Here is a 22,552-nt window from a genome sequence, read left to right on the forward strand (position 1 = left end):
GGTGATGTTGGGTGTTCGGGCAGGGCGAGCGCGTATCATGAACATCATGAGTGAACGACATGACGTGCTGATCGTCGGTGGTGGCCTGGTCGGTGCCAGCCTGGCCATCGCCCTGGACCGCCTGGGCCGCGATGTGGGCCTGCTCGAGGCCAGCCCGGCCGGCGAGCTGCCGGCGGTATTCGACCAGCGCAACCTCAGTTTTGCCGCTGCCACGGTCAATGCGCTGACCGCGCTGGGGGTCATGCAGAAGCTGGCGATGGCGCCGGGCCCGATCCGCCGCATCCACGTCAGCCGCGCCGGCGATTTCGGCCGGGTGCAGCTGGAGGCTTCCGACTACGACCGGCCGTGGTTCGGCCAGGTGGTGGTGGCGCGGGACTTCGGCCAGGCGCTGGAAGCGCGCCTGCAGGAGCTGCCGCGGCTGCGGCGATACCGGCCGATGCGTTTCCTGGGCCTGGGCGAGGTGGTCGACGGCTACCGCCAGGTGCGGGTGGCCGAAGAGACCGGCGAGCGCCTGCTGCTGGCCCGGCTGGTGGTAGGGGCCGATGGCACGACCAGTGGCGTGCGCGGCGCGCTCGGCATCGAGGTCGACCGCCATGATTTCCAGCAGACCCTGTTCGTGGCCCGCGTGCGCAGCCAGCGCGCGCCGGACGGCACCGCCTGGGAGCGCTTCACCGATACCGGCCCGACCGCCCTGCTGCCGCGTGGTGATCGCCACTTCGGCACCGTGCACGGTGTGGCGCGCGACCAGGCCGATGCGGTGATGGCGCTGGACGATGCGGCTTGGCTGCAACGCCTGCAGAACGCGATCGGCTGGCGCGCAGGCCGGCTGCTCGAATCCGGCCCGCGCAGTGCGTATCCGCTCATCCAGGTGCTGGCGCGCGCGCTGGCCGGAGAGCGCACGGTGCTGCTCGGCAATGCCGCGCAGACCATCCATCCGCTGGGTGCGCAGGGCTTCAACCTGGGCCTGCGCGATGCGCTGACCCTGGCCGAACTGCTGGAGGATGCGCATGAGGATGCCGGCAGCGATGCACTGCTGCAGGCCTATGTCGCGCGCCGCGAAGAGGACCGCCGGCAGACGGTGGCGTTCTCCGGCGGGCTGGCGCGCCTGACCAGCAACCCGGCGCCGCTGATGCGGCCGCTGCGCAGCCTCGGCCTGGTGGCCGCGCAGCGCGCCTCGGTGCAATCGATGCTGGTCGGTGGTGCGATGGGCTTCCGCGGCGAGGTACCGCGGCTGTGCCGTGGAGAAGCGGCATGAGCCGGCGCGCGCGTCTTGATGTGGCCATCGTCGGCGGTGGCGTGGTCGGTGCCGCCTGTGCGCTGGCGCTGGCTGATGCTGGCCTGTCGGTGGCGCTGGTGGAAGGTCGCGAACCGGCGCCGTGGCAGGCCGCACAGCCGGACCTGCGCGTGTTCGCCTTCGCTGCCGACAACGTACAGCTGCTGAACCGCCTGGGCGTGTGGCCGGCGATCGCGCAGGCCCGTGCATGGCCCTATCGGCGAATGCAGGTGTGGGACGCGGCCGGTGGCGAGGATCTGCTGTTCGACGCCGATCGCTTCGGCCGTCGCGAACTGGGCTACATCGTCGAGAACGGGCTGCTGCAGGACCGTCTGTGGTCGGCGCTGCCGGCGGCGGGTGTGCAGCTGCACTGCCCGGCACGAGTGGACGCGCTTGAGCAGGAGGAGGACGGCGTGCGCCTGCGCCTGGATGACGGGCGCCGCCTGGAAGCGGCGTTGGCGGTGGCCGCCGACGGTGCCGAATCGACCCTGCGCCAGCTGGCCGGGATCGAGGTTGAAAAGCATGACTACCACCAGCGCGGCGTGGTGGCCTACGTGGACAGCGATCTTCCCAATCAGGCCACGGCCTGGCAGCGCTTTCTGCCAAGCGGGCCGCTGGCGTTGTTGCCGGTGGCCGAACGCCGCAGCTCGATCGTCTGGACCCTGCCCGAGGACGAGGCGGCGCGTGTTCTGGCGCTGGACGAGGACAGCTTCAACCGCGAACTGACCCGCGCCTTCGCGGCACGCCTGGGTGAGCTGCGGTTGGCCTCATCGCGTGCGGCATTCCCGCTGCGCCGCCAGCTGGCCCGTCACTACGTGGCCGGTCGTGTGCTGGCGTTGGGTGACGCGGCGCATGTGGTGCATCCGCTGGCCGGGCAGGGCGTGAACCTGGGGCTGCGTGATGTCGCCGCCCTGCAGCAGTGGCTGGCACCCTCGGCAGAGCGCCGCGGCCAACCGCGGCTGTCGCCGCAGCGCCTGCAGCGCTGGGCACGTGAACGGCGGAGCGACAACCACATCGCCGCCTATAGCTTCGATGCGATCAACCGCCTGTTCTCCAACGACGAAATGCACCTGACCCTGGCCCGGGGCCGTGCGCTGGGCTGCGTCGGCCGATGGCCGCCGCTGGTGCAGGCGTTCTGGAAGCGCGCCGCCGGCGTCTGACCGGAATTCAGACCGCACGACGCGACGGGCGTCGCTGGCGTGTTACCAACCACGGGACGCCGCTTTGGCACCTACCGATAGCGGATCGTGCGCGCGCCGTCGGTGATCAAAAAAGGGGACGGAGGGGATTAAGTCGTATGTGCACATACGACTTAATCCCCTCCGTCCCCTTTTTCAATCCACCAGCCAACCGGCCAGGTCTGCACGATCCAGCTTGCCGCGACGCTTCACGTCCAACGCATTGAACTCATCGGCCAGCGCCGGGTTGGCCTGTGCTTCCTCGCGGCTGATGAAACCGTCGCCATTCACGTCAAGGTCGCTGAAGCGGATGCGGTACTGGCCAACCACGCTGCTGGGTTCCAGCGAGCGCACGGTCACCTGTGCCTCGCCGGCCGGCTGCGGAATATCGACGCTGCCGGTGACGCGGCCGGCATCCAGGGGCTGCTGACGGATGGCGCCGCCGGTCGGGCCCAGCGGCTGGCTCTGCGCAGGGGTGGACGGACCATGCTGGGCCATCGCCGGTACCGAAGCCAGCAGGGTGGCCACCAGCACGGCGGAACGGGGAAGGTTCATGACAGGCTCCTTGCCAGAGGGTACCGGGAGCGTACTCCCGGCAACCTGTGCCGCCGATGACGGATCAGCGCAGCGGCGAGGCCAGCACGGTGATCTCTTCACGATCGTGATAGAGCTGCTTGGCGCGCACCACCAGCGGCTTGCCGGCCTGGTCCTGGAACAGGTCCAGGCACAGCCGGGTCTCGTCCCAGCGCTTCTTCATCGGCAGCTTCAGATTGAAGATCGCATGCCTGCACCAGCCCTCGCGGAACCAGGTGGCCATGCGTTCGGCGACGCGGCGCGGCTGCTCGACCATGTCGCAGACCATCCAGTCCAACGGTTGTTCCGGATGCCAGTGGAAGCCATCGGCGCGCAGGTGCTCGACCAGGCCGGTGTCCAGCACGTGCTGGCGCAGCGGGCCATTGTCGATGCTCAGCACGTGCATGTGCTGCCGGGTGAGCACCCAGGTCCAGCCACCTGGGGCGGCGCCAAGGTCGGCCGCGCGCATGCCGGGCTTGGCCAGCGTCTCGCGTTCTTCCGGCGTCAGCAGGGTCAGCAGCGCTTCGTCCAGCTTCAGCGCCGAACGCGAAGGCGCTTCGGGCAGCAGCTTCAGGCGCGGAATGCCCAGTGCCCACGGCGCGCTGTCGGCCGGGTCGGCCACGCAGACGAAGGCGTGGGTACCGTCGACGAACACCACATGCAGGCGCGGCAGGCGGGTGTTCGGCTTGTCGCTGAGCTTGCCGGCCTTGCGCAGCGCCGGGCGCAGCGCGTTGCCGAAGGCACGCGCCAGCCCGGACAACGGCTTGCCAGCGTCGGAATCGGGATGCTCCAACCACAGGTCGCCGAAGCGCGGCGCATCGGCCAGCACCTCCAGCATCGGCGTGATGCGGTCGGCCGGATCCAGCTGTGGCAGCTCAGCGAGCACAACCAGCTTCTGCCGCGCGAAGATCAGTTCGCGCCAGCGCAGGCGCGGTGCCAGCGCCGCGGCCTCGTCGCACATGAACAGCACGTAGCCGTCATTGCGCTGGGTGCGCGCATAACCGGCGAAACCGGCTTCGCCGGCACGGAACTGCAGTTCGCCTGCCAGCTCGGGCTCGAAACCCTGCCGGCACAGGCACAGCAGGCCGATGCCGGTTTCAGTAACGGGCGCCATCGCTTTCCCCATAGGCACGCAGCACGCTGCGCGCGGCGTCGCGGTTCAGGCCCTGCACCACTTCGATGCCACGCTTGTTGAGCTCGCCGACCCAGTCGGCCGGCAGCGGGCCTTCGTCAAACGGAGTCAGTTCTTCGACATCGGCTGCACTGGCACCGATCAGCAGGCGGTCGATGCCCGCCCATACGGTGGCGCCGTAGCACTGGCAGCATGGCTGCGAACTGGTGGCTAGGGTGACCGGCGACAGCACCGCGTTCAGGCGCGGGGTCTGCAGGCGCTGCTGGGCCAGCATGTAGGCCATGTTCTCGGCATGCGCCAGCGAAGTGGCGTGCGGCATCACCCGGTTCACGCCGGCGGCGATCACCTTGTCATCCGGGCCGAACACCACGGCGCCGAACGGGCCGCCACTGGCGTGCTCGACGTTCAACCGCGACAGCTCGATCGCCAGCGCGACCTTGGCCTCATCGCCCGGATATCGACGATCCAGGTCGATCTGGTCGTGGATCCAGGCGGGAAGGGTCAGGTGGACTTGCGCGTACAGCATCGCGGGGGTGCCTCGTAGGGAATGGAAGAAGGTGCGGTTGCTTGGGAAACCGGCGCGCAGTGTAGCCGCACCGGCCTGTATCGGGTGTGGCGGTGGGTCAGCCGGGCGAGCCGGTGCGGATCACCACGTACTGCTTGCGGAACTCCAGCCCGGCCTGCGGCCAGCTGGCGGCATACGCGCGCAGCAATGGCAGGGCAGCGGCGAAGTCGTGGCCATTGACCCGGCAATCGGCCTCGCACAGGCCATCGGCATCGCGCGAGGCGAACAGGCGGATGGCCAGGAATGGGCGCGCTTTCAGCAGTTCGTCGAAGGCGTCCATGCTCCTGGTGAACAGGCAGCACGGACAGGACCCATGGTCGTCCTCGCTGCAGGTGCTGGCGTCCACCTCGTGCTCGCGGTAATGCGCCAGCGGACCCAGCACCACGGTGCGTTCGTGTTCCTGGCCGTCATCGCCGGCCGGATAGGTCAGACCCATCATCGGCAGGCCCTGTGCGTCTTCGGCGCCGATCGCGGTCTGCAGGGTCACTAGGTCCACCCGTGCCCAGGCCTGGAAGCCGGCCAGCAGCGATGCCTGTTCATCGGTACCGTTGGCGTGCTGGTACTCGAACAGGCCGTCAGCGAACAGCAGCGGATGCTGGCTTTCGATGACGGTGGAGGTCTGCCAGCCGCCGTTGTCGCGCGCGTATGCGGCCATCGCATGCGGGGTCAGGCGCAGTCCGCTGTCCAGCAGCAGCGCGTTGCCGTCGATGCGGCTGGCGACGCTGACGTCCTGCAGCGCCTGCTGCAGCAGTGGGAGGAGGGCGGTGGACGTCGTGGTCATGTCGGGCCTGTGGATGGATCGGGTGGAGCATCCAGGCCGGGCCTGGTGCTAGCGGTCGAGCGCGTCAAGTTCGGCGCGATAGCGCTGCGCGTCGGACTGCTGCTGCGGGTCGTTGCCGTGGTCGCGCAGCCAGCTTTCCAGCTCGCGGCGATAGTCCGCGCGGAAACCGGCATTGCCCGGGCTGAAGTGCAGCTTGCGCGCCGCCACCTCCACCCGCTCGCGCGCGCTGGCACGGGCTTGCGCGATGCCGTGCGGCGATTCGTTGGTGAGGATGACGAAGTTGCGTGGGAAGCCCGGCGTGTACTTCACGACGAACGGCTGGTCCTGCGCGGGGATACGGATGGCGTTCTCCAGCGGCCACAGCGAGGCGGTGTTGGTATGGAACACCACCTCCACGTCGCGGCCCTCGGCGGTGCGCAACACCGCTTCGTAACGCCAGATGTACTGTTCGTTGAGCGTGGAATTGGTTTCCTCGGCCTTCACGATCACGGCTTCACCGCGCTCGCCCACCGCATTGAGGAAAGTGGCGTTGAGGAAGCTGCCGAGGAAGATGTTGAGCATCGCCAGCGGAAACACCACGATGGCGTAGACCGGCGAACGCCGCCACCACGAGACCAGCCCGGCCAACACCATTGCTGCAAAGAACGTCAGCAGCGGATGCTGCGAGATGAACCAGAGCAGGGCGGACAGGGCGGTGATCATCGTCGGGAGTGTGCGGGCGCCATCCCGGCGCCCGCGCAGGTCCTCAGGCCGACCAGGTGTCGCGCAGGGTCACGCTGCGGTTGAACACCGGCTTGGCTTCGGTGTGATCGCGGCGGTCGGCGACGAAATAGCCGGTGCGCTCGAACTGGAACGACTGCTCCGGTGCGGCGCTGGCTGCGGCCGGCTCGACATAGCCGGTGACGGTACGGCGCGACTCCGGGTTCAGGTAGTCGCGGTAGGTCTTGCCTTCCGATTCGTCGTCCGGGTTCGGCACCGAGAACAGGCGGTCGTACAGGCGGATCTCGGCCGGCACGCCGTGCACGGCGCTGACCCAGTGGATGGTGCCCTTGACCTTGCGGTTGGCGCCTTCCATGCCCGGACGCGATTCCGGATCGAGCCAGCCGCGCAGTTCGATGATGGTGCCGTCGGCATCCTTGATCACTTCGTCGCAGCGGATGATGCCGGCGCCACGCAGGCGCACTTCGCCGCCCGGTACCAGGCGCTTCCAGCCCTTCGGCGGCACTTCGGCGAAGTCCTCGCGATCGATCCACACTTCGCGGGCGAACGGAACTTCGCGGCTGCCGAAGCTCTCGTCCTTCGGGTGGTTGCTGAAGGTCAGCAGTTCTTCGTGGCCTTCCGGAAGGTTGGTCAGCACCAGCTTGACCGGATCGACCACCGCCATGCGGCGTGGTGCGGCGCTGTCGAGGTCCTCGCGCAGTGCGCCTTCCAGCACGCTGAAGTCGATCAGCGAATTCTGCTTGCTGATGCCCACGCGCTCGGCGAACAGGCGCATCGCGGCCGGGGTGTAGCCACGGCGGCGCAGGCCCTGCAGGGTCGGCATGCGCGGGTCTTCCCAGCCGTCCACCAGCTGTTCGGTGACCAGCGCCATCAGCTTGCGCTTGCTCATCACCGTGTAGTTGATGTTCAGGCGCGAGAACTCGATCTGGCGCGGCTTGGCCGCTTCGCGTGGCAGCCCGGCATCGACCAGCGGCTGGGTCAGCGCGTGGTCATGGGCGAAATCGACGTTGTCCACGCACCAGTCGTACAGCGGGCGGTGGTCTTCGAATTCCAGCGTGCACAGCGAGTGGGTGATGCCCTCGATCGAATCACCCAGCGCATGGGCGAAGTCGTACATCGGGTAGATTGGCCACGCGTTGCCGGTGTTCTGGTGCTCGACGTGCTTGATGCGGTACAGCGCAGGATCGCGCAGGTTGATGTTGCCGCTGGCCATGTCGATCTTCGCGCGCAGGGTGCGCGCGCCATCCGGGAATTCACCGGCGCGCATGCGGCGGAACAGGTCGAGGTTTTCCTCGACGCTGCGGTCGCGCCATGGCGACGGACGGCCCGGCTCGGTCAGGGTGCCGCGGTAGGCGCGCACTTCTTCGGCCGACAGGTCGCAGACATAGGCCTTGCCCTGTTCGATCAGCTTCTCGGCGGCCAGGTAATAGGCCTGGAAGTAGTCCGAAGCATGGCGCAGCTCGTTCCACTCAAAGCCCAGCCAGCGCACGTCGTCCTGGATCGCGGCCACGTATTCCGGATCTTCCTTGGCCGGGTTGGTGTCGTCGAAGCGCAGGTTGCAGACGCCGCTGAACTCGCCGGCGATGCCGAAGTTTAGGCAGATCGACTTGGCATGACCGATGTGCAGGTAGCCGTTCGGCTCCGGCGGGAAGCGGGTCTTGATCGCCTGGTGCTTTCCGCTGGCCAGGTCCTCGCGCACGATCTGGCGGATGAAATCGCGCTTCTCGTGGCTGTCGGCGGGGGTCTCGGGGCTGGCGGGGGTGTGCTCGGACATGAGTCGGCGAAAAGAAAGGCAGAAAGACCAACAGTCTAGCGCGTACCGGGCAGAACTGCCGGGGTTGCCGGCCAGCGGCCGGCACTACCAGGCGTCTTCCGGTAGTGCCGGCCGCTGGCCGGCAACTCTCGGATCCCGCCCTCTCCACCATTCAGCCCCCAGGCGTATGCTGGACCCTTGCCCCGAGGAGCCGCCACATGCACATCGTGTACAAGGCCGACAACCTGTTCGACGCCCATCTGGTCAAGCACGCCCTGGAAGACGCCGGTATCCCCGCGTTCGTGTTCGGAGAGCAGTTGCTGGGAGGGATGGGCGAGCTGCCGCTGTTTGGCGTGTTGCGGGTCGGCATCCCCGATGCGGCGCGGCCGCAGGCCGAGGACATCGTAGCGGCGCTGGACTTGGGCCAGGCCCCGTCCGACCCCATTTCCGATGCAGACGACATTGCCGGCCTTCCGGCGTAGGAGCGCATCATGTTGGGAATTGGCCAGGGCATCCTCGGCATCGGCGCCTTCAAGCAGCGCCTGCCGCGCCCGGAAGAGGCGCTACCGGGGCGTGACCAACCACTGCCGCTGCACAGCAACCAGCACTTCGTGAACAGCCATCCGCTGAAGGACCGTTTCGCCGGCCTGCAGCAGATCCGCTTCGCGCTGGGCTGCTTCTGGGGCGCCGAGCGCAAGTTCTGGACCGAGCCGGGCGTGTACAGCACCTCGGTCGGCTATGCAGGCGGCATCACGCCGAACCCGACCTATGAAGAGGTCTGCTCGGGCCTGACCGGCCACACCGAAGTGGTACAGGTGGTGTTCGACCCGGCGGTGGTGAGCCTGGAGCGGCTGCTGCAGCTGTTCTGGGAAAGCCACGATCCAACCCAGGGCATGCGTCAGGGCAACGACACCGGCACCCAGTACCGCTCGGCGATCCATGCCACCGACGAGGCCCAGTACAGGGCCGCGCTGGCCAGCCGCGAGGCCTACCAGACGCAGCTGGCTGCGGCCGGCTACGGCCCGATCACCACCGAGATCGTGTACCCGGCACCGGCGTACTACTACGCCGAGGACTACCACCAGCAGTACCTGGCGAAGAATCCGAACGGCTACTGCGGCATCGGCGGCACCGGCGTGAGCTGCCCGATCGGGTTGGATGTGGAGGCGCCGCGCTGACGCGCGGTGGTCCGCCTGCGGCGGGCAACGTCAAAATCAACATCAACAGCCAAAGCGGCTCTGGGTCGCTGATGGTTGGGCGGGACGGGGGCGGCTGGCAGGACACGCCGTGAACCCGGCCATGGGGGCTCGATGGCGCCATCCATGGCGCCAACGGTCCTGCCAGCCGCCCCCGTCCCACCTTCGACAGTTTCCCGGTGACGGTGGGCAAGAGCATGGGTTACTGACGAACTGAAGAAAAACAAAAAGGACGCGGCGTTTGCCGCGTCCTTTTTGTTTGATCCTGCAGTGCTTTCTGTAGAGCGGAGCCATGCTCCGCTCCAAGCAAGCGAAGCGCGCGACCCGCTGTTGCTCTTCTTTCCTTCTTCCGTGGCGGGCGGCCGCAGGAAACTGTCGAAGGCGGGGTGGGTAGGCCGTGCAGGGGCGTGAGCCGCATGGGCCCGAGGCATGCCTCGGGCGGGTTGGGCAGGACGCCCAACCCCGGTCTTGCCGTGTGCGCAGGACAGCGCACACGAGCAAGCGGCGGCCAAGCCTCCAGGGATGGATTCACGGCGTCTCCCGCGAACCCAACCCGCCCGACCCAGCACGACTTTTGCTCTGAGCCCCCCGCCACGAGGGGCTCAGCCGTTGGCCGGAATCCTCACAGTGCCGCGCGGATCCGCTCGCGCAGTGCTTCCAGATCCTTGGCAAACGCATCGATGCCGGTCGCCAGCTTCTCGGTGGCCATCGGATCGGCCGCCAGGTCCGCCGCGAACTTCGCCGCATCGATCGGCGTCACCGCCGCGCCATCGGCGGCACCGGCCACCAGCTTGCGCGGCAGCTCGCCGTGGTCGGCGTCCAGCTTCTCCAGCAGGTCCGGCGAAATCGTCAGGCGGTCGCAGCCGGCCAGTGCTTCGATCTGCGCGGTCGAACGGAACGAGGCGCCCATCACCACTGTCGGCGAACCGCGACGCTTGAATTCGGCATAGACGCCGCGCACGAACTTCACGCCCGGGTCTTCATCGATGGTGGCCGGGGCCTGGCCGTTGGCCACGTACCAGTCCAGGATGCGGCCGACGAACGGCGAGATCAGGAACGCCCCGGCTTCGCTGCAGGCCAGCGCCTGGGTCGGGTTGAAGATCAGCGTCAGGTTGCAGTCGATACCCTCGGCCTGCAGGATGCGCGCGGCTTCCACGCCTTCCCAGGTCGCGGCGATCTTGATCAGGATCTTCTCGCGCGGCACGCCGGCATCGGCGTACATCTGGATGAACTGGCGGGCCTTGGCCACGGTGGCAGCGGTGTCGTGAGCCAGGTCGGCATCCACTTCGGTGGACACCCGGCCCGGCACCAGCGTGCTCAGCAGCGCGCCGACGCCGATGGTCAGGCGGTCGGCCACGGCGTGCACCACGGCTTCGCGGTCGCCCGTCTGCTGGCGGCCCCAGGCCAGTTCGCGTTCGATCAGCTCGGCGTAGACCGGCAGGTCCAGCGCCTTCTTCACCAGGGTCGGGTTGGTGGTGCAGTCCACCGGCTGCAGGCGCTTGATCGCCTCGTAGTCACCGGTATCGGCAACAACCACGGACAGTTCGCGCAGCTGGGACAGTTTGGACGGGGTACTCATTACGGCTCCTGGGACAGGGGGATCGAATCGCGCGCGGTGCGCAGCGGTAATCAGGGGCGGTCGTTGTGGACCGCGGTCACGCGCAGGCGCAGCTTGCGGCCGCCGGGCGCGGTCCAGTCGATGCTCTGGCCGATCGAAAGGCCGAGCAGGGCACTGCCGACCGGGGCCAGCACGGAAACCTTGCCTTCATCGACGTTGGCTTCGCGGGGGAAGACCAGGGTCAGGACGTGCTTTTCGCCCGACACTTCATCTTCGCACTCCACGCGCGAATGCATCATGACGATGCCTTCGGGAATCTGGTCCGGTGCCAGCACGGTGGCCCGGTTGAGCTCTTCAGCAAGCGCGAGCGCGGCAGGCGTCTGGCTCAGCGCGGGAGATTCGAGCATGGCGTCCAGGCGGTCCATGTCGAAGGTAGAAACGGTGATCGACGGCGGCAGGCCGCTGGCGGTGTTCATGGTGACGCTCCTTGGTTGAAAGCCATGCAAAAGGCGGCACCTGCTGGCGCCGCCTGTCTGTATTGTGGGGACAAATGCGGCCGGAATCGACACCTGCCGATTCCGGGCCGGTGCTGCAGGGGTTCAGCCGTTCAGCGCCGGGCCGGGCAGGGCCGGTGCATCGCTGCCGGCATCGAGCGCCTCCAGCGTGAACAGCGCCTGCGGCAGGCGCTTGAACTGGTCGGCCAGGTCCATCAGGAAGTCGTTCATGGCCGAGCTGCGGCGCCAGATCATGGCGATGCGGCGGCTGGGACGGCCTTCGCCGGTGAAGTCGAGCAGGCGGATGTTGTTCGAGCGCGGCACTGGCGGCTGCACCGACAGACTCGGCAGCAGGGTGATGCCGACGTCGGCGGCGACCATCTGCCGCAGCGTTTCCAGGCTGGTGGCGCGGAACTCGGACTTCTCGTTGGCGCCGAACAGGCGGCAGACTTCCAGCGCCTGGTCGCGCAGGCAATGGCCGTCCTCCAGCAGCAGCAGCTTCTGCGTGGCCAGTTCCTGCACGTCCAGGTGCTCGCGACGAGCCAGCGGGTGGCGACCGGAGACGGCCAGCAGGAACGGTTCCTCGAACAGGAACTCGGCATGCAGCTGGTCGTCGATCACCGGCAGCGCCAGCAATGCAGCGTCGAGCTTGCCTTCGCGCAGGCGGTCCAGCAGCACATCGCTCTTTTCCTCGACCAGCAGCAGTTCCAGCTCCGGGAAGCGCTCGCGGATGCGCGGGATCACATGCGGCAGCAGGTACGGGCCGAGGGTCGGGAAGATTCCCAGGCGCACCGTGCCGGCTTCCGGATCGCGGCTGCGTCGCGCCGCTTCCTTCAGCTGTTCCACTTCGGACACGATCACCCGCGCCCGTGCGGCTGCTTCCTGGCCGGCCGGGGTCAGCATCACCTTGCGCGGTGCGCGTTCCACCAGCGGCAGGCCGAGCTCTTCCTCCAGCTTGCGGATCTGCGTGGACAACGTCGGCTGGCTGACAAAGCAGGACGCGGCAGCCCGGCCGAAATGCTTGTGGTCGGCCAGGGCTACCAGGTACTTCAGATCACGTAGGTTCATCCTTACACCCCAGGGGTAACGGACCGGCTGACGGCGTGGTTACCCGACAGGCAGACAATGTTCCCGGTGATCTGGGAACGGTGGATCAGGCCGCTTCAGCAACGGCACCGCTGCTGTTGCTCACCGACGAGCGGATCAGGTGGTCGAACGCACTCAGCGCGGCGGTCGAGCCGGCGCCCATGGCGATGATGATCTGCTTGTAGGGCACCGTCGTGCAATCGCCAGCAGCAAACACACCCGGCAGGTTGGTCTGGCCGCGGTCGTCGATGACGATCTCGCCGCGCGGCGACAGCGCCACCACATCCTTCAGCCACTCGGTGTTGGGCAGCAGGCCGATCTGCACGAAGATGCCTTCCAGCTCGACACGGTGGGCATCGCCGCCGATGCGGTCCTTGTAGACCAGGCCGGTGACCTTGCTGCCGTCGCCGAGCACTTCGGTGGTCTGTGCGCTGGTCAGCACGGTGACGTTGCCCAGGCTGCGCAGCTTCTTCTGCAGCACTTCGTCGGCACGCAGGCTGGAATCGAACTCCAGCAGGGTTACATGCGACACGATGCCGGCCAGGTCGATGGCCGCTTCCACACCGGAGTTGCCGCCGCCGATCACCGCCACGCGCTTGCCCTTGAACAGTGGACCATCGCAGTGCGGGCAGTAGGCCACGCCCTTGTTGCGGTACTGGTCCTCGCCCGGCACGTTCATCTGCCGCCAGCGCGCGCCGGTGGACAGGATCACCGAACGCGACTTCAGCACCGCGCCGTTCTCCAGCTGCACATGCACCAGGCCGTCTTCGCCGGCCGGCACCAGCGCACTGGCGCGCTGCAGGTTCATGATGTCCACCTCGTACTCGCGCACGTGCTGCTCCAGCGCCGTGGCCAGCTTCGGGCCTTCGGTCTCCTTCACCGAGATGAAGTTCTCGATGGCCATCGTGTCCAGCACCTGGCCACCGAAACGCTCGGCGGCGATGCCGGTACGGATGCCCTTGCGCGCGGCGTAGATCGCCGCTGCAGCACCGGCCGGGCCACCGCCCACCACCAGCACGTCGAAGGCGTCCTTGGCGGCGATCTTCTCGGCATCGCGCTTGCTGGCATTGGTGTCCAGCTTGGCCACGATCTGCTCCAGGGTCATGCGGCCCTGGTCGAACACTTCACCGTTGAGGTACACGGTCGGCACCGACATGATCTCGCGCTTCTCGACTTCGTCCTGGAACAGGGCGCCATCGATGGCCACGTGCTGGATGCGCGGGTTGAGCACCGCGGCCAGGTTCAGCGCCTGCACCACGTCCGGGCAGTTCTGGCAGGACAGCGAGAAGTAGGTTTCGAACCTGTACTCGCCTTCCAGGTTCTGCACCTGCTCGATCAGCTCGGCGGTGGCCTTGGACGGGTGGCCGCCGACCTGCAGCAGGGCGAGCACCAGCGAGGTGAACTCGTGGCCCATCGGCAGGCCGGCGAAGGTCAGGTGGATGTCCTGGCCCGGCGTGCCCAGGTCGAAGGACGGCACGCGGCCCTGGCCATCGCGCAGGACCTGCAGCGTGATCTTGTCCGACAGGCTTTCCAGGGTCTGCAGCAGTTCCAGCATTTCCTGCGACTTGGCGCCGTCGTCGGCGTGCGCGGTGATCTGGATCGGGCGGGTCACGCGCTCCAGATAGGTCTTCAGCTGCGACTGCAGGTTGGCGTCCAACATCGGGTCATCTCCTGGCTTCAGGCAAACAGGGGGCGTGGCACCGCTGTAGAAGGTAGCGGACCAGCAGGGGGTAGGGGTGAACCCAAGACAGCGACCGTGGAAGGGGCTGGCTGGCCAAAGCTGGCGCGCGTTGGCTGTCTTGGGTTCACCCCCACGCCGGCGGGGGGACCGGCACGGGGATGAAGGGCGCGCCGTGGCGTGGGGCCACGGCAGGCCGGTACTGCCTTAGATCTTGCCGACCAGGTCCAGCGAAGGGGTCAGGGTCTTCTCGCCTTCCTTCCACTTGGCCGGGCAGACCTGGTTCGGGTTGGCGGCGGTGAACTGGGCAGCCTTCAGCTTGCGCAGGGTCTCGGACACGTCACGGGCGATCTCGTTGGAGTGGATCTCCAGGGTCTTGATCACGCCTTCCGGGTTGATGATGAAGGTGCCGCGCAGGGCCAGGCCTTCTTCCGGAATGTGCACGCCGAAGGCGTTGGTCAGCTGGTGGGTCGGGTCGCCGACCAGCGGGAACTGGGCCTTGCCGACGGCCGGCGAGGTTTCGTGCCACACCTTGTGCGAGAAGTGGGTGTCGGTGGTGACGATGTAGACCTCGGCGCCGGCCTTCTTGAACTCGGCGTAGTGGTCAGCGGCGTCTTCGATCTCGGTCGGGCAGTTGAAGGTGAAGGCGGCCGGCATGAAGATCAGGACGGACCACTGGCCCTTCAGGCTGGCGTCGGAAACCTTGATGAACTCGCCGTTGTGGTAGGCGTTGGCTTCGAACGGCTGGATCTGGGTATTGATGAGGGACATCATTTTTCCTCTGGTGAAGGGGAGTGGGTGAATCGACAGGAGCTAGGTTACCCATTCGCTCGCGATAAGAACAATCCATTGATTGCATCTATTTGATAGATGGAGTCTATCAAATTGCCATGAGTAGGCACTGAACCGTGCCGCTCCTATCCTGTAACTGCTTGTGTGGCAAGGAAAATCGCCCGGGATGTGAGAAGAGGGCTGATAGCCCCTCCTTATACCCTCTGGCGAAACCTGAACGGATTCCAGCTTTTTTGTAGCGTCGAGCCATGCTCGAAGGTGGATCTGTAGAGCCGAGCCGATGCTCGGCTGTTCCAGCAGCAGCCGAGCATCGGCTCGGCTCTACAATTGAGGCATGTCTTTCCAACCCGAACCCACTCTGCGTCAGGTCGTAGCCGACGCCAGTGCCCGCTTGGGCGGTGTCGACGCCCGCCACGAAGCCGAACTGCTGCTGCTGCATGTACTGGACCGCCCGCGCAGCTGGCTGTTCGCCCATGCCACCGATCCGCTGGCCGCCAATGACCAGGCCGCCTTCGAAGCCTTGCTGGCTCGCCGTGTGGCCGGTGAGCCGGTTGCCTACCTGACCGGGCGCCGCGGTTTCTGGACGCTGGACCTGGAGGTCGACCCGGCCACGCTGATCCCGCGCCCGGAAACCGAGCTGCTGGTCGAGTTGGCGCTGGAGCGACTGCCGCCGGACCAGGCGTTGCAGCTGGCCGACCTCGGTACCGGCAGCGGTGCGATCGCACTGGCACTGGCCAGCGAACGGCCCCGGGCACAGGTGCTGGCCACCGATGCCAGCCCGGGCGCGCTGGCCGTGGCCGCGCGCAATGCCGCCCGCCATGAACTGGACAACGTCCGTTTCGCCGAGGGCGGGCACGACTGGTATGGGCCGCTGCAGGGCGTGCGCTTCGACCTGATCGCCAGCAATCCGCCGTACATCGCCAGCAACGACCCGCACCTGGAACAGGGCGACCTGCGCTTCGAACCGTCTACCGCGCTGGCCTCGGGCATGGACGGCCTGGATGACATCCGCCGCATCGTCGAGGGTGGCCAGGCCCACCTGCGGCCCGGCGGTTGGTTGCTGATCGAGCACGGTTGGGACCAGGGCGCCGCGATCCGGGCACTGTTCGAGGCGACGGGATTTGCCGAGGTGCAGACCGTGCAGGACCTGGAGCAGCGCGACCGCATCACCCTGGGCCGGCGTCCGGCCTAGAATGGAGGTTCTCCTGCCCCGGCAGGGCATCACCCTGGAGCTGCAAGCATGCGTACGCTGTACCCCGCCATCACCCCCTACGACGTCGGCACCCTGAAGGTCGACGACCGCCACACGCTGTACTTCGAACAGTGCGGCAACCCGGAAGGCAAGCCGGTGGTGATGCTGCATGGTGGCCCGGGTGGCGGCTGCAGCGACAAGATGCGCCAGTTCCACGACCCATCCAAGTACCGCATCATCCTGTTCGACCAGCGCGGTGCTGGCCGTTCCACCCCGCACGCGGATTTGGTGGACAACACCACCTGGGACCTCGTCGCCGATATCGAGAAGCTGCGCGAGCACCTGAAGGTCGATCGCTGGCAGGTGTTCGGTGGCAGCTGGGGCTCGACCCTGGCCCTGGCCTATGCCGAAACCCACCCGCAGCGCGTGACCGAACTGGTCCTGCGCGGCATCTTCATGCTGCGTCGCTGGGAGCTGGAATGGTTCTACCAGGAAGGCGCCAACCGCCTGTTCCCGAATGCGTGGGAGCACTACCTCAAGCCGATCCCGTCGGTGGAGCGTCATGACCTGATCTCGGCCTTCCACCGCCGCCTGACCAGCGACGACGAAACCACCCGCCTTGAAGCGGCCAAGGCGTGGGCGGTGTGGGAAGGCGCGACCAGCTTCCTGCACGTGGACGATGACTTCATCAACAGCCACGAAGACCCGCATTTCGCGCTGGCGTTTGCCCGCATCGAGAACCACTACTTCGTCAACGGCGGCTTCTTCGAAGTGGAAGACCAGCTGCTGCGCGACGCGCACCGCATCGCCGACATCCCGGGCGTGATCGTGCACGGCCGCTACGACGTCGTCTGCCCGCTGGCCAATGCCTGGGATCTGACCAAGGTGTGGCCGAAGGCGAAGCTGGAAATCACCCCGGCCTCGGGCCACTCGGCGTTCGAGGCCGAGAACGTGGACGCGCTGGTGCGCGCCACCGATAGCTTCGCCTGACCGGTAGTGCCGGCCGCTGGCCGGCAACGCCGCACCGGTAGCGCCGGGCATGGCCCGACGCTGCCAACCCCATCCACGCATGGCGTGGATCTACCGCAGTCCACACGTGAAACGTCTGGATTTGCAGGCGCCGGCCAGCGGCCGGCGCTACCAGTCCCCAGCCAGCAACGCGTCGGCCAGTACCTGCAGCTTCGGCGAATGCTGGCGCGACGGTGGGTAGATCAGTGACAGCGCGCGGCTGCGGCCTTCAAACGGCTGCAGCACGCGCAGCAGGCGGCCGTCGGCCAAGGCGTCGGCCACCGCGAAATCCATAGCCTGCACGATGCCGATGCCGGCGATCGCCGCTTCCACCAGCGGATCGCCGCTGTCGAACACCATCCGCGCCGGTGGCGTGAAGTCGTGAAGCTGGCCGTCCTGCAGGAACTGCCAGTCCACCAGCCGGCCACTGCGCAGGTTGCGCACCGCCAGGCAGGCATGATCCCGCAAGGCGGCCACATCGTCGGGCGCGCCACAGCGGTCGAGGTAGTCCGGGCTGGCCACCGTCACCCAGCGCAGCGGCCGCAGTGGCCGCGCGACGATGCGCTGGTCGGCAATGACGCCGGTGCGCAGCGCGGCATCGAAGCCTTCCTCGACCAGATCGACCAGGCGGTCGTTGAGCACGGCTTCCACCTGCAGTTGTGGGTGCTGCTGCAGCATCGGCCCCAGCAGCGGTACCAGCACCTTGCGCCCGAACATCGAGGGCGCACTGATCTTCAGGGTGCCCGAGGGCGTGCACGGACGGTCGGCCAACTGGCGTTCGGCGTCTTCGAGACCGCACAGCAGGGGCGCGACCTGATCGACGAACTGGCGACCATCCGGGGTCAGTGCCACGTTGCGGGTGTTTCGCTGCAGCAGCTTCACCCCCAGCGTGGCCTCCAGCCGACTGATCGCGCGCGACAGGCCTGACTGGCTCAGGCCCAGCTGCCCGGCGGCGACGGTGAAACTGCGTGCTTCGGCCACCTGCACCAGCATGCGCACGGCATTGAGGTCCATCGAGGTTCCATTCATGCTGAAAATCATGACAGATATGGACGGAATGGGGTTTATTGATAGCTCTGCATCAATGAGACTGCGCTCCCCCACAGCACCGGACCGTCGATGCCTCCCCTCAAGTACCCGCGCTGGGCGCTGGCCCTGCTGGCCACCGCCCAGCTGATCATCGCCCTGGACGCCACCATCATCTTCGTCGCCCTGCATGACATGGGGCGCGCGCTGGAGATCAACGCACAGCAGCTGCAATGGGTGGTCAGTGCCTACACCGTGGCCTTTGGCGGCAGCCTGCTGCTGGGGGGCCGTGCCGCCGACCTGATCGGCCGTCGCCGCTTCTACCGGCTGGGCATGCTGCTGTTCGCACTGGCGTCGCTGCTCGGCGCGCTGGCGCCGAACGCCACCCTGCTGATCATCGCGCGTGCGGCGCAGGGCATCGGCGCGGCATTGCTGTTCCCGGCCACGCTGGCGCTGATCAACACGTCGTATGCGGAAGGTCCGGTGCGCAACCGTGCACTTGCGATCTGGAGCATGGCCAGCGCGGTGGGCCTGGCGCTGGGCACGCTGCTCGGTGGCGTGCTGACCCAGGCGTTCGGCTGGCCGGCGGTGCTGGCGGTGATCGTGCCGCTGGCCACCACCTGCGCGGTGGCTGCGGGTGCGTGGTTGCCGGCCGATGGCCCGCGTGCGCAGGGCCGCTCGTTCGATCTGGCCGGCTGCATCACCGTCACTGCCGGCGGCAGCCTGCTGGTCACTACCCTCGTGCAAGGGCCGGAGTGGGGCTGGACTGCGCCGGCCACGCTGGGCTGCCTGCTGCTGTCGGTGCTGCTGCTGGTGGCGTTCGTGCAGATCGAACAGCGCAGCCGCGATCCGCTGATGCAGTTCGCGTTGCTGCGGCTGCCCGGACTGCGCGCGGCACTGGGCCTGACCTTCGCCTTCATGAGCAGCTATGGGGTGCAGTACTACTTCATGGCGCTGTACTTCCAGGACGGCTACGGCTGGAGCCCGCTGCAGGCCGGCCTGGCGTTCCTGCCCGCCACTGCGGTGTGCACGGTCGGCATCCAGCTGGCCGAGTGGACGCTGCAGCGCTGGAGCGCGCGCAAGGTGCTGGTGATCGGGCAGCTGGCCGGCGCCATCGGTATCGCCTGGGTGGCCGCGACGCTGCCGCACGGCGCGAACTTCTGGCCGCTGCTGCCGGGCGTGGTAGTGCTGAGCATCGGCCAGGGCATGACCTGGACCTCGATGTGGATCGTGGCCGGGCAGGGCGTGCCGTCCGCACAGCAGGGTGTTGCATCTGGCATGGCGGCGACCGCGCAGCAGATCGGTGGTGCGCTGGGCCTGGCCGTGCTGGTGATGGTGGCCAATGCCGATGCCGGTACAGCCGGTTCGCCGAGTGCACTGGCCGGGCTGGTGCGCGCCGAATACGGTGCCGCCTTGTTTTCACTGTTCGGCGTGGTGATCGCGCTGGGCCTGCGCCCGGCACCGGCCGAATCGGCCGCCACCGTCTGCCCGGCCAACGAGGCATGATTGAAGGGGTTGCCGTGGGGGGATGTGCCGCGCCTGTGGTAGTGCCGGCCGCTGGCCGGCAATCTCGGGGTGGTTGGATCACTGAGGTTGCCGGCCAGCGGCCGGCACTACCGATACGGGATGGAACCACGCGCGTTCAACCCAGCGCCAGCAACTCCGGTTGCAGCGCGCCGAAGATCCGTGCCAACCGCTCGGCCCACGCCTGCTGCCCTGCCATATCGGCAATGAGGTCCTGGCGGATCTCCAGTTCCACGTGCACCAGCCCGCGGCCTTCGCCATGCACCGGCACCGCGTAGTCGCTGGTACTGCTGACCGAATACGGTTCGTTGTCCCCCACCACCAGGTCGCCTTCTTCGCGCAATGCCTGCAGCAGGGCATGGGCAAAACGCATGTCCTGGTGGTACAGCACGCCGGCGTGCCAGGGCCGCTGCGTGCCGTTCATCACGGGGGTGAAGCTGTGCATCATCACCAGCAGGGTGGGCTGGCCGGCATCACGGCGCGCATCAAGCTCGGTCTCGATGCGTGCATGGTACGGCGCGTGGATCGCATCGATGCGCTGCTGGCGCTGCGCCGCCGACAGCCCGGCATTGCCCGGCACCACGGTGTGGTCGCTCACCTCCGGAATCAGCGTCGGTGAGGCCAGTGGGCGGTTGCAGTCGATCAGCAGCCGCGAGTACGTCTGTTCGATCGCCCAGGCATCGAGCCGTTCGGCCAGTGCACGGGTGGTGCCGGCGATGCCGATGTCCCAGCCGATATGGCGGTCCAGCTCGGCCTGGGGCAGGCCGAGCCCGGTCAGCGCACGCGGCACCTGCTGGCCGGCGTGGTCGGCAAGCAGGAGGTAGGGCGAGACGCCCTGCGCCCGGTGGATCGTGTAGATCGCCGGGTCGTCGGCGCCGAGCAACGCAGGCAGCCTGTGCAGGTCAGCGTCAGCCACGCGGGCGCCCGTCCAGGTGGTGCTCGATCATCCACAGCCCGGCCCAGAGCTTGGCGTCCAGCTCGTAGCCTTCGCCCATCTTCTGCACCAGCCACGCTGCAGCCTCATTGCGTGGAATCTCGTGCACGGTGATGTCCTCGCTGTCATCACCGCCCCCTTCGCCGATGCGGCGCAGGCCGGTGGCGCGCACGAAGGCGATCTTCTCGCTGCTGGCGCCGGAAGACGTCGGGCCGATCATCAGCACTTCGGCGTGATCGGCGGTCCAACCTGTTTCTTCTTCCAGTTCACGCACCGCCGAGACTTCGATCGATTCGCCGGCGTGGATGTCGCCGACCAGGCCGGCCGGCATTTCGATGGTGGGCGCCTGCAGCGGTACACGGAACTGTTCGACGAACAGCACCTTGTCCTCCGGGGTGACGGCGATGATGATCGCGGCCAAGCCACCGGCATGGGTGCGTTCGCTGTATTCCCAGGTACCGCGCACCAGCATGCGCTGGTACTTGCCTTCGTAGACGACGCGCGGGGCTTCGGTATTGCGCTGGCTCATGCGGGCTCGCTGTGGGAGGGAAGAGGATCGGCCACGCCGGCGGCGTCGAACAGCCGGCGGCGGGTCATCGGGCCGAAGCGCAGGGTCTGGCACAGGCCACCGAGCAGCTCTGGATCGGCCGATTGGCGCAGCAGTCCGGGCTGGCTGCCCTCCAACGGCGCGTCCAGCGCGATGGTGGTCAGCTGGCGCCAGAGCTGGGCGTGCTCGCGCTGCTCGCGCAGCCGCACTGCCATCTGTGCAGCGCCACGCAGGCGCAGGAACGGCACTTCGTCCAGTCGTTCGAACAGCGCATCCATGCTGCCGAAATGGGCCAGCAGCACGGCGGCCGATTTGCTGCCGAGGCCACTGACACCGGGAATGTTGTCCACCGCATCGCCACACAGCGCCAGGTAGTCGGCGATCTGGTGCGCGTGCACGCCGTGCCGCGCCTTCACCCCGGCCACGTTCCAGCGCTGGTTGCGGGCGTAGTCCCACTGCTCGTCATGGTCGACCAGCAGCTGCGACAGGTCCTTGTCGGCGGAGATGATCACCCCGCGATGGCTGCCCCGGTGTACGTGCAGGGCGCTGCCGATCAGGTCGTCGGCCTCGTAGTCGTGGTGGGCCAGGACCGCAAGGCCCAGCGCCGCGCACAGCGCCTTGCAGTGCACGAACTGGCGCTTGAGCGCCTCCGGTGCCGGCTCGCGGTTGGCCTTGTAGGCCGGATACAGCCGGTGGCGGAAACCGCTGTCGAGCGCTTCGTCGAAGGCGATGGCGATGTGCCGCGGGCGCTCGCGCTCGAGCAGGTCCAGCAGGAAGCGGGCGAAGCCGTGCACCGCATTGGTGGGCCAGCCCTGTGCGTCCTGGAACTGGTCTGGCAGTGAATGCCAGGCACGGAACACGTAGATGCTGGCATCAACCAGGTACAGCGACGGCGGGGCGGCCGGCAGGGTCATGCCGGGGGCGTCCAGTCGCGCAGCAGGGCCGCCGGGTCGGGGCGCTCGCGCTCGGGTACGTCGGCCTTGGGCGTACCGATGTGGATGAAGCCGGCGATGCGTTCGCCGTCGACCAGGCCCAGGTGGGCCTGCACGGCTGGATCGAAGGCCATCCAGGCGGTCAGCCACTGTGCGCCGAAACCCAGCGCCTGCGCGGCCTGCAGCAGGGCGAAACAGACGCAGCCGGCGGTCATCAGCTGTTCCTGTTCGGGCACCTTCGGGTCCGGCCGCGGGCTGGCCACCACCACGATCACCAGCGGTGCGTGGCTGAAACGCTGGCGGTCCTTCTCGAACACGGCCTCGCCCGCATGTGGGTCGCGCTGGCGGCTGCGTTCAGCCAGGAACTCGCCCAGAGTGTGACGTGCATCGCCTGCGATTTTCAGGAAGCGGAACGGCACGCGCTTGCCGTGGTCGGGCACGCGCACCGCCGAGGCCAGCATCCGCTGCAGGGTGGCCGGGTCCGGCCCGGGCTCGCCCAGTTGCCGCGAGGGCACCGAGCGGCGGGCATCCAGGGCGAGCAGGGCAGCAGGATCGGGCATGGAGTCTGAACCGGTCATCACGGGCGTTTGATTATAGTCGGGGTGGTCAA

General features: G+C 67.6%; 23 protein-coding genes. 7 read left to right on the forward strand and 16 right to left on the reverse strand.

Going from position 1 to position 22,552, the window contains the following annotated elements; genetic code table 11:
- The first annotated feature begins 46 nt into the window (after window positions 1-46).
- Window positions 47-1,255, forward strand: coding sequence for a 2-octaprenyl-6-methoxyphenyl hydroxylase (gene ubiH, locus ROV93_RS11625; protein ID WP_072167890.1), 1,209 nt, complete (start codon window positions 47-49; stop codon window positions 1,253-1,255).
- Complete coding sequence (locus tag ROV93_RS11630; RefSeq protein WP_072167891.1) at window positions 1,252-2,433, forward strand: UbiH/UbiF family hydroxylase; 1,182 nt, start codon at window positions 1,252-1,254, stop codon at window positions 2,431-2,433. The genes ubiH and ROV93_RS11630 overlap by 4 nt, the downstream gene beginning before the upstream one ends.
- A gap of 174 nt (window positions 2,434-2,607) precedes the next feature.
- On the opposite strand, the gene ROV93_RS11635 is transcribed toward ROV93_RS11630, so the two are convergent.
- The 6 genes from ROV93_RS11635 to ROV93_RS11660 form a co-directional block, all read right to left on the reverse strand.
- Window positions 2,608-3,006 (reverse strand): hypothetical protein, encoded by a 399-nt coding sequence (locus tag ROV93_RS11635; RefSeq protein ID WP_072167892.1) that lies wholly within the window; start codon window positions 3,004-3,006, stop codon window positions 2,608-2,610.
- A gap of 64 nt (window positions 3,007-3,070) precedes the next feature.
- Window positions 3,071-4,138 (reverse strand): 23S rRNA (cytidine(2498)-2'-O)-methyltransferase RlmM, encoded by a 1,068-nt coding sequence (gene rlmM / locus ROV93_RS11640; RefSeq protein WP_072167893.1) that lies wholly within the window; start codon window positions 4,136-4,138, stop codon window positions 3,071-3,073.
- Window positions 4,122-4,682, reverse strand: coding sequence for a nucleoside deaminase (locus ROV93_RS11645; RefSeq protein WP_005415358.1), 561 nt, complete (start codon window positions 4,680-4,682; stop codon window positions 4,122-4,124). Before ROV93_RS11645 ends, rlmM begins: the two co-directional genes overlap by 17 nt.
- A gap of 97 nt (window positions 4,683-4,779) precedes the next feature.
- On the reverse strand, window positions 4,780-5,502 hold the full coding sequence (locus ROV93_RS11650) for a DUF6348 family protein (protein WP_072167894.1): 723 nt from the start codon (window positions 5,500-5,502) through the stop codon (window positions 4,780-4,782).
- Window positions 5,503-5,550: 48 nt separating this feature from the next.
- Window positions 5,551-6,204 carry a hypothetical protein gene (locus ROV93_RS11655; RefSeq protein ID WP_072167895.1) on the reverse strand — a complete coding sequence of 218 codons (654 nt, stop codon included), beginning with the start codon at window positions 6,202-6,204 and terminating at the stop codon, window positions 5,551-5,553.
- A gap of 43 nt (window positions 6,205-6,247) precedes the next feature.
- Window positions 6,248-7,996: a glutamine--tRNA ligase/YqeY domain fusion protein gene (locus ROV93_RS11660; RefSeq protein ID WP_072167896.1), complete on the reverse strand. Its 1,749-nt coding sequence runs from the start codon at window positions 7,994-7,996 to the stop codon at window positions 6,248-6,250.
- Between the two features lie 197 nt (window positions 7,997-8,193).
- Here ROV93_RS11660 and ROV93_RS11665 point away from each other — a divergent pair, with 197 nt between their 5' ends.
- Both ROV93_RS11665 and msrA read left to right on the forward strand, forming a co-directional pair.
- Window positions 8,194-8,457 carry a DUF2007 domain-containing protein gene (locus tag ROV93_RS11665; RefSeq protein WP_005415362.1) on the forward strand — a complete coding sequence of 88 codons (264 nt, stop codon included), beginning with the start codon at window positions 8,194-8,196 and terminating at the stop codon, window positions 8,455-8,457.
- A 30-nt stretch (window positions 8,458-8,487) separates the two neighbouring features.
- The gene (msrA, locus tag ROV93_RS11670) at window positions 8,488-9,153 is read left to right on the forward strand and encodes a peptide-methionine (S)-S-oxide reductase MsrA (RefSeq protein WP_072167925.1); all 666 of its coding nucleotides are present in this window, start codon (window positions 8,488-8,490) and stop codon (window positions 9,151-9,153) included.
- 640 nt (window positions 9,154-9,793) lie between these two features.
- Here msrA and ROV93_RS11675 read toward each other — a convergent pair.
- From ROV93_RS11675 to ahpC, 5 genes are all read right to left on the reverse strand, one after another.
- Complete coding sequence (locus ROV93_RS11675; protein ID WP_072167897.1) at window positions 9,794-10,750, reverse strand: transaldolase; 957 nt, start codon at window positions 10,748-10,750, stop codon at window positions 9,794-9,796.
- Between the two features lie 50 nt (window positions 10,751-10,800).
- The gene (rnk, locus tag ROV93_RS11680) at window positions 10,801-11,205 is read right to left on the reverse strand and encodes a nucleoside diphosphate kinase regulator (protein WP_049414505.1); all 405 of its coding nucleotides are present in this window, start codon (window positions 11,203-11,205) and stop codon (window positions 10,801-10,803) included.
- A 123-nt stretch (window positions 11,206-11,328) separates the two neighbouring features.
- Entirely contained in the window at window positions 11,329-12,291 is a 963-nt protein-coding gene (locus ROV93_RS11685; protein ID WP_049414506.1) for a LysR substrate-binding domain-containing protein, read from the reverse strand.
- 85 nt (window positions 12,292-12,376) lie between these two features.
- The gene (ahpF, locus tag ROV93_RS11690) at window positions 12,377-13,969 is read right to left on the reverse strand and encodes an alkyl hydroperoxide reductase subunit F (protein ID WP_072167898.1); all 1,593 of its coding nucleotides are present in this window, start codon (window positions 13,967-13,969) and stop codon (window positions 12,377-12,379) included.
- A 225-nt stretch (window positions 13,970-14,194) separates the two neighbouring features.
- Window positions 14,195-14,758, reverse strand: coding sequence for an alkyl hydroperoxide reductase subunit C (gene ahpC, locus ROV93_RS11695; protein ID WP_005408159.1), 564 nt, complete (start codon window positions 14,756-14,758; stop codon window positions 14,195-14,197).
- 355 nt (window positions 14,759-15,113) lie between these two features.
- Here ahpC and prmC point away from each other — a divergent pair, with 355 nt between their 5' ends.
- Both prmC and pip read left to right on the forward strand, forming a co-directional pair.
- Window positions 15,114-15,971 carry a peptide chain release factor N(5)-glutamine methyltransferase gene (gene prmC, locus ROV93_RS11700; RefSeq protein WP_072167899.1) on the forward strand — a complete coding sequence of 286 codons (858 nt, stop codon included), beginning with the start codon at window positions 15,114-15,116 and terminating at the stop codon, window positions 15,969-15,971.
- A 48-nt stretch (window positions 15,972-16,019) separates the two neighbouring features.
- The gene (gene pip, locus ROV93_RS11705; protein ID WP_072167900.1) at window positions 16,020-16,961 is read left to right on the forward strand and encodes a prolyl aminopeptidase; all 942 of its coding nucleotides are present in this window, start codon (window positions 16,020-16,022) and stop codon (window positions 16,959-16,961) included.
- Between the two features lie 147 nt (window positions 16,962-17,108).
- Here pip and ROV93_RS11710 read toward each other — a convergent pair whose 3' ends face one another.
- The gene (locus tag ROV93_RS11710) at window positions 17,109-17,993 is read right to left on the reverse strand and encodes a LysR family transcriptional regulator (RefSeq protein WP_072167901.1); all 885 of its coding nucleotides are present in this window, start codon (window positions 17,991-17,993) and stop codon (window positions 17,109-17,111) included.
- A gap of 105 nt (window positions 17,994-18,098) precedes the next feature.
- Between ROV93_RS11710 and ROV93_RS11715 the strand changes: the two genes are divergently transcribed.
- Entirely contained in the window at window positions 18,099-19,511 is a 1,413-nt protein-coding gene (locus ROV93_RS11715) for an MFS transporter (RefSeq protein ID WP_312539883.1), read from the forward strand.
- A gap of 136 nt (window positions 19,512-19,647) precedes the next feature.
- Here ROV93_RS11715 and ROV93_RS11720 read toward each other — a convergent pair whose 3' ends face one another.
- The 4 genes from ROV93_RS11720 to ROV93_RS11735 are packed head-to-tail and all read right to left on the reverse strand — an operon-like array spanning window position 19,648 to window position 22,502.
- Entirely contained in the window at window positions 19,648-20,445 is a 798-nt protein-coding gene (locus ROV93_RS11720; RefSeq protein ID WP_072167903.1) for an N-formylglutamate amidohydrolase, read from the reverse strand.
- Entirely contained in the window at window positions 20,438-20,992 is a 555-nt protein-coding gene (locus ROV93_RS11725) for an NUDIX hydrolase (protein ID WP_061480126.1), read from the reverse strand. The genes ROV93_RS11720 and ROV93_RS11725 overlap by 8 nt, the downstream gene beginning before the upstream one ends.
- Complete coding sequence (locus ROV93_RS11730) at window positions 20,989-21,924, reverse strand: 5'-3' exonuclease H3TH domain-containing protein (protein ID WP_072167904.1); 936 nt, start codon at window positions 21,922-21,924, stop codon at window positions 20,989-20,991. The genes ROV93_RS11725 and ROV93_RS11730 overlap by 4 nt, the downstream gene beginning before the upstream one ends.
- Entirely contained in the window at window positions 21,921-22,502 is a 582-nt protein-coding gene (locus ROV93_RS11735) for a nitroreductase (RefSeq protein ID WP_061480136.1), read from the reverse strand. Before ROV93_RS11735 ends, ROV93_RS11730 begins: the two co-directional genes overlap by 4 nt.
- Between the last annotated feature and the right edge of the window lie 50 nt (window positions 22,503-22,552).

This window comes from Stenotrophomonas maltophilia group sp. msm4, from assembly GCF_032025605.1.
Classification (GTDB): domain Bacteria; phylum Pseudomonadota; class Gammaproteobacteria; order Xanthomonadales; family Xanthomonadaceae; genus Stenotrophomonas; species Stenotrophomonas sepilia.

Bases quoted from the DNA above. Each gene is read 5' to 3' on its own strand.
- ROV93_RS11710 (WP_072167901.1), bottom strand. From the start codon at position 17,993: ATGGACCTCAATGCCGTGCGCATGCTGGTGCAGGTGGCCGAAGCACGC.
- ROV93_RS11635 (WP_072167892.1), bottom strand. From the start codon at position 3,006: ATGAACCTTCCCCGTTCCGCCGTGCTGGTGGCCACCCTGCTGGCTTCG.
- rlmM (WP_072167893.1), bottom strand. From the start codon at position 4,138: ATGGCGCCCGTTACTGAAACCGGCATCGGCCTGCTGTGCCTGTGCCGG.
- ROV93_RS11735 (WP_061480136.1), bottom strand. From the start codon at position 22,502: ATGCCCGATCCTGCTGCCCTGCTCGCCCTGGATGCCCGCCGCTCGGTG.
- rnk (WP_049414505.1), bottom strand. From the start codon at position 11,205: ATGAACACCGCCAGCGGCCTGCCGCCGTCGATCACCGTTTCTACCTTC.
- ROV93_RS11665 (WP_005415362.1), top strand. From the start codon at position 8,194: ATGCACATCGTGTACAAGGCCGACAACCTGTTCGACGCCCATCTGGTC.
- ROV93_RS11655 (WP_072167895.1), bottom strand. From the start codon at position 6,204: ATGATCACCGCCCTGTCCGCCCTGCTCTGGTTCATCTCGCAGCATCCG.
- ROV93_RS11715 (WP_312539883.1), top strand. From the start codon at position 18,099: ATGCCTCCCCTCAAGTACCCGCGCTGGGCGCTGGCCCTGCTGGCCACC.
- ROV93_RS11725 (WP_061480126.1), bottom strand. From the start codon at position 20,992: ATGAGCCAGCGCAATACCGAAGCCCCGCGCGTCGTCTACGAAGGCAAG.
- ROV93_RS11730 (WP_072167904.1), bottom strand. From the start codon at position 21,924: ATGACCCTGCCGGCCGCCCCGCCGTCGCTGTACCTGGTTGATGCCAGC.
- ROV93_RS11645 (WP_005415358.1), bottom strand. From the start codon at position 4,682: ATGCTGTACGCGCAAGTCCACCTGACCCTTCCCGCCTGGATCCACGAC.
- ROV93_RS11660 (WP_072167896.1), bottom strand. From the start codon at position 7,996: ATGTCCGAGCACACCCCCGCCAGCCCCGAGACCCCCGCCGACAGCCAC.
- ROV93_RS11675 (WP_072167897.1), bottom strand. From the start codon at position 10,750: ATGAGTACCCCGTCCAAACTGTCCCAGCTGCGCGAACTGTCCGTGGTT.
- ahpF (WP_072167898.1), bottom strand. From the start codon at position 13,969: ATGTTGGACGCCAACCTGCAGTCGCAGCTGAAGACCTATCTGGAGCGC.
- ROV93_RS11630 (WP_072167891.1), top strand. From the start codon at position 1,252: ATGAGCCGGCGCGCGCGTCTTGATGTGGCCATCGTCGGCGGTGGCGTG.
- pip (WP_072167900.1), top strand. From the start codon at position 16,020: ATGCGTACGCTGTACCCCGCCATCACCCCCTACGACGTCGGCACCCTG.
- ubiH (WP_072167890.1), top strand. From the start codon at position 47: ATGAGTGAACGACATGACGTGCTGATCGTCGGTGGTGGCCTGGTCGGT.
- ahpC (WP_005408159.1), bottom strand. From the start codon at position 14,758: ATGTCCCTCATCAATACCCAGATCCAGCCGTTCGAAGCCAACGCCTAC.
- ROV93_RS11650 (WP_072167894.1), bottom strand. From the start codon at position 5,502: ATGACCACGACGTCCACCGCCCTCCTCCCACTGCTGCAGCAGGCGCTG.
- prmC (WP_072167899.1), top strand. From the start codon at position 15,114: ATGTCTTTCCAACCCGAACCCACTCTGCGTCAGGTCGTAGCCGACGCC.
- ROV93_RS11685 (WP_049414506.1), bottom strand. From the start codon at position 12,291: ATGAACCTACGTGATCTGAAGTACCTGGTAGCCCTGGCCGACCACAAG.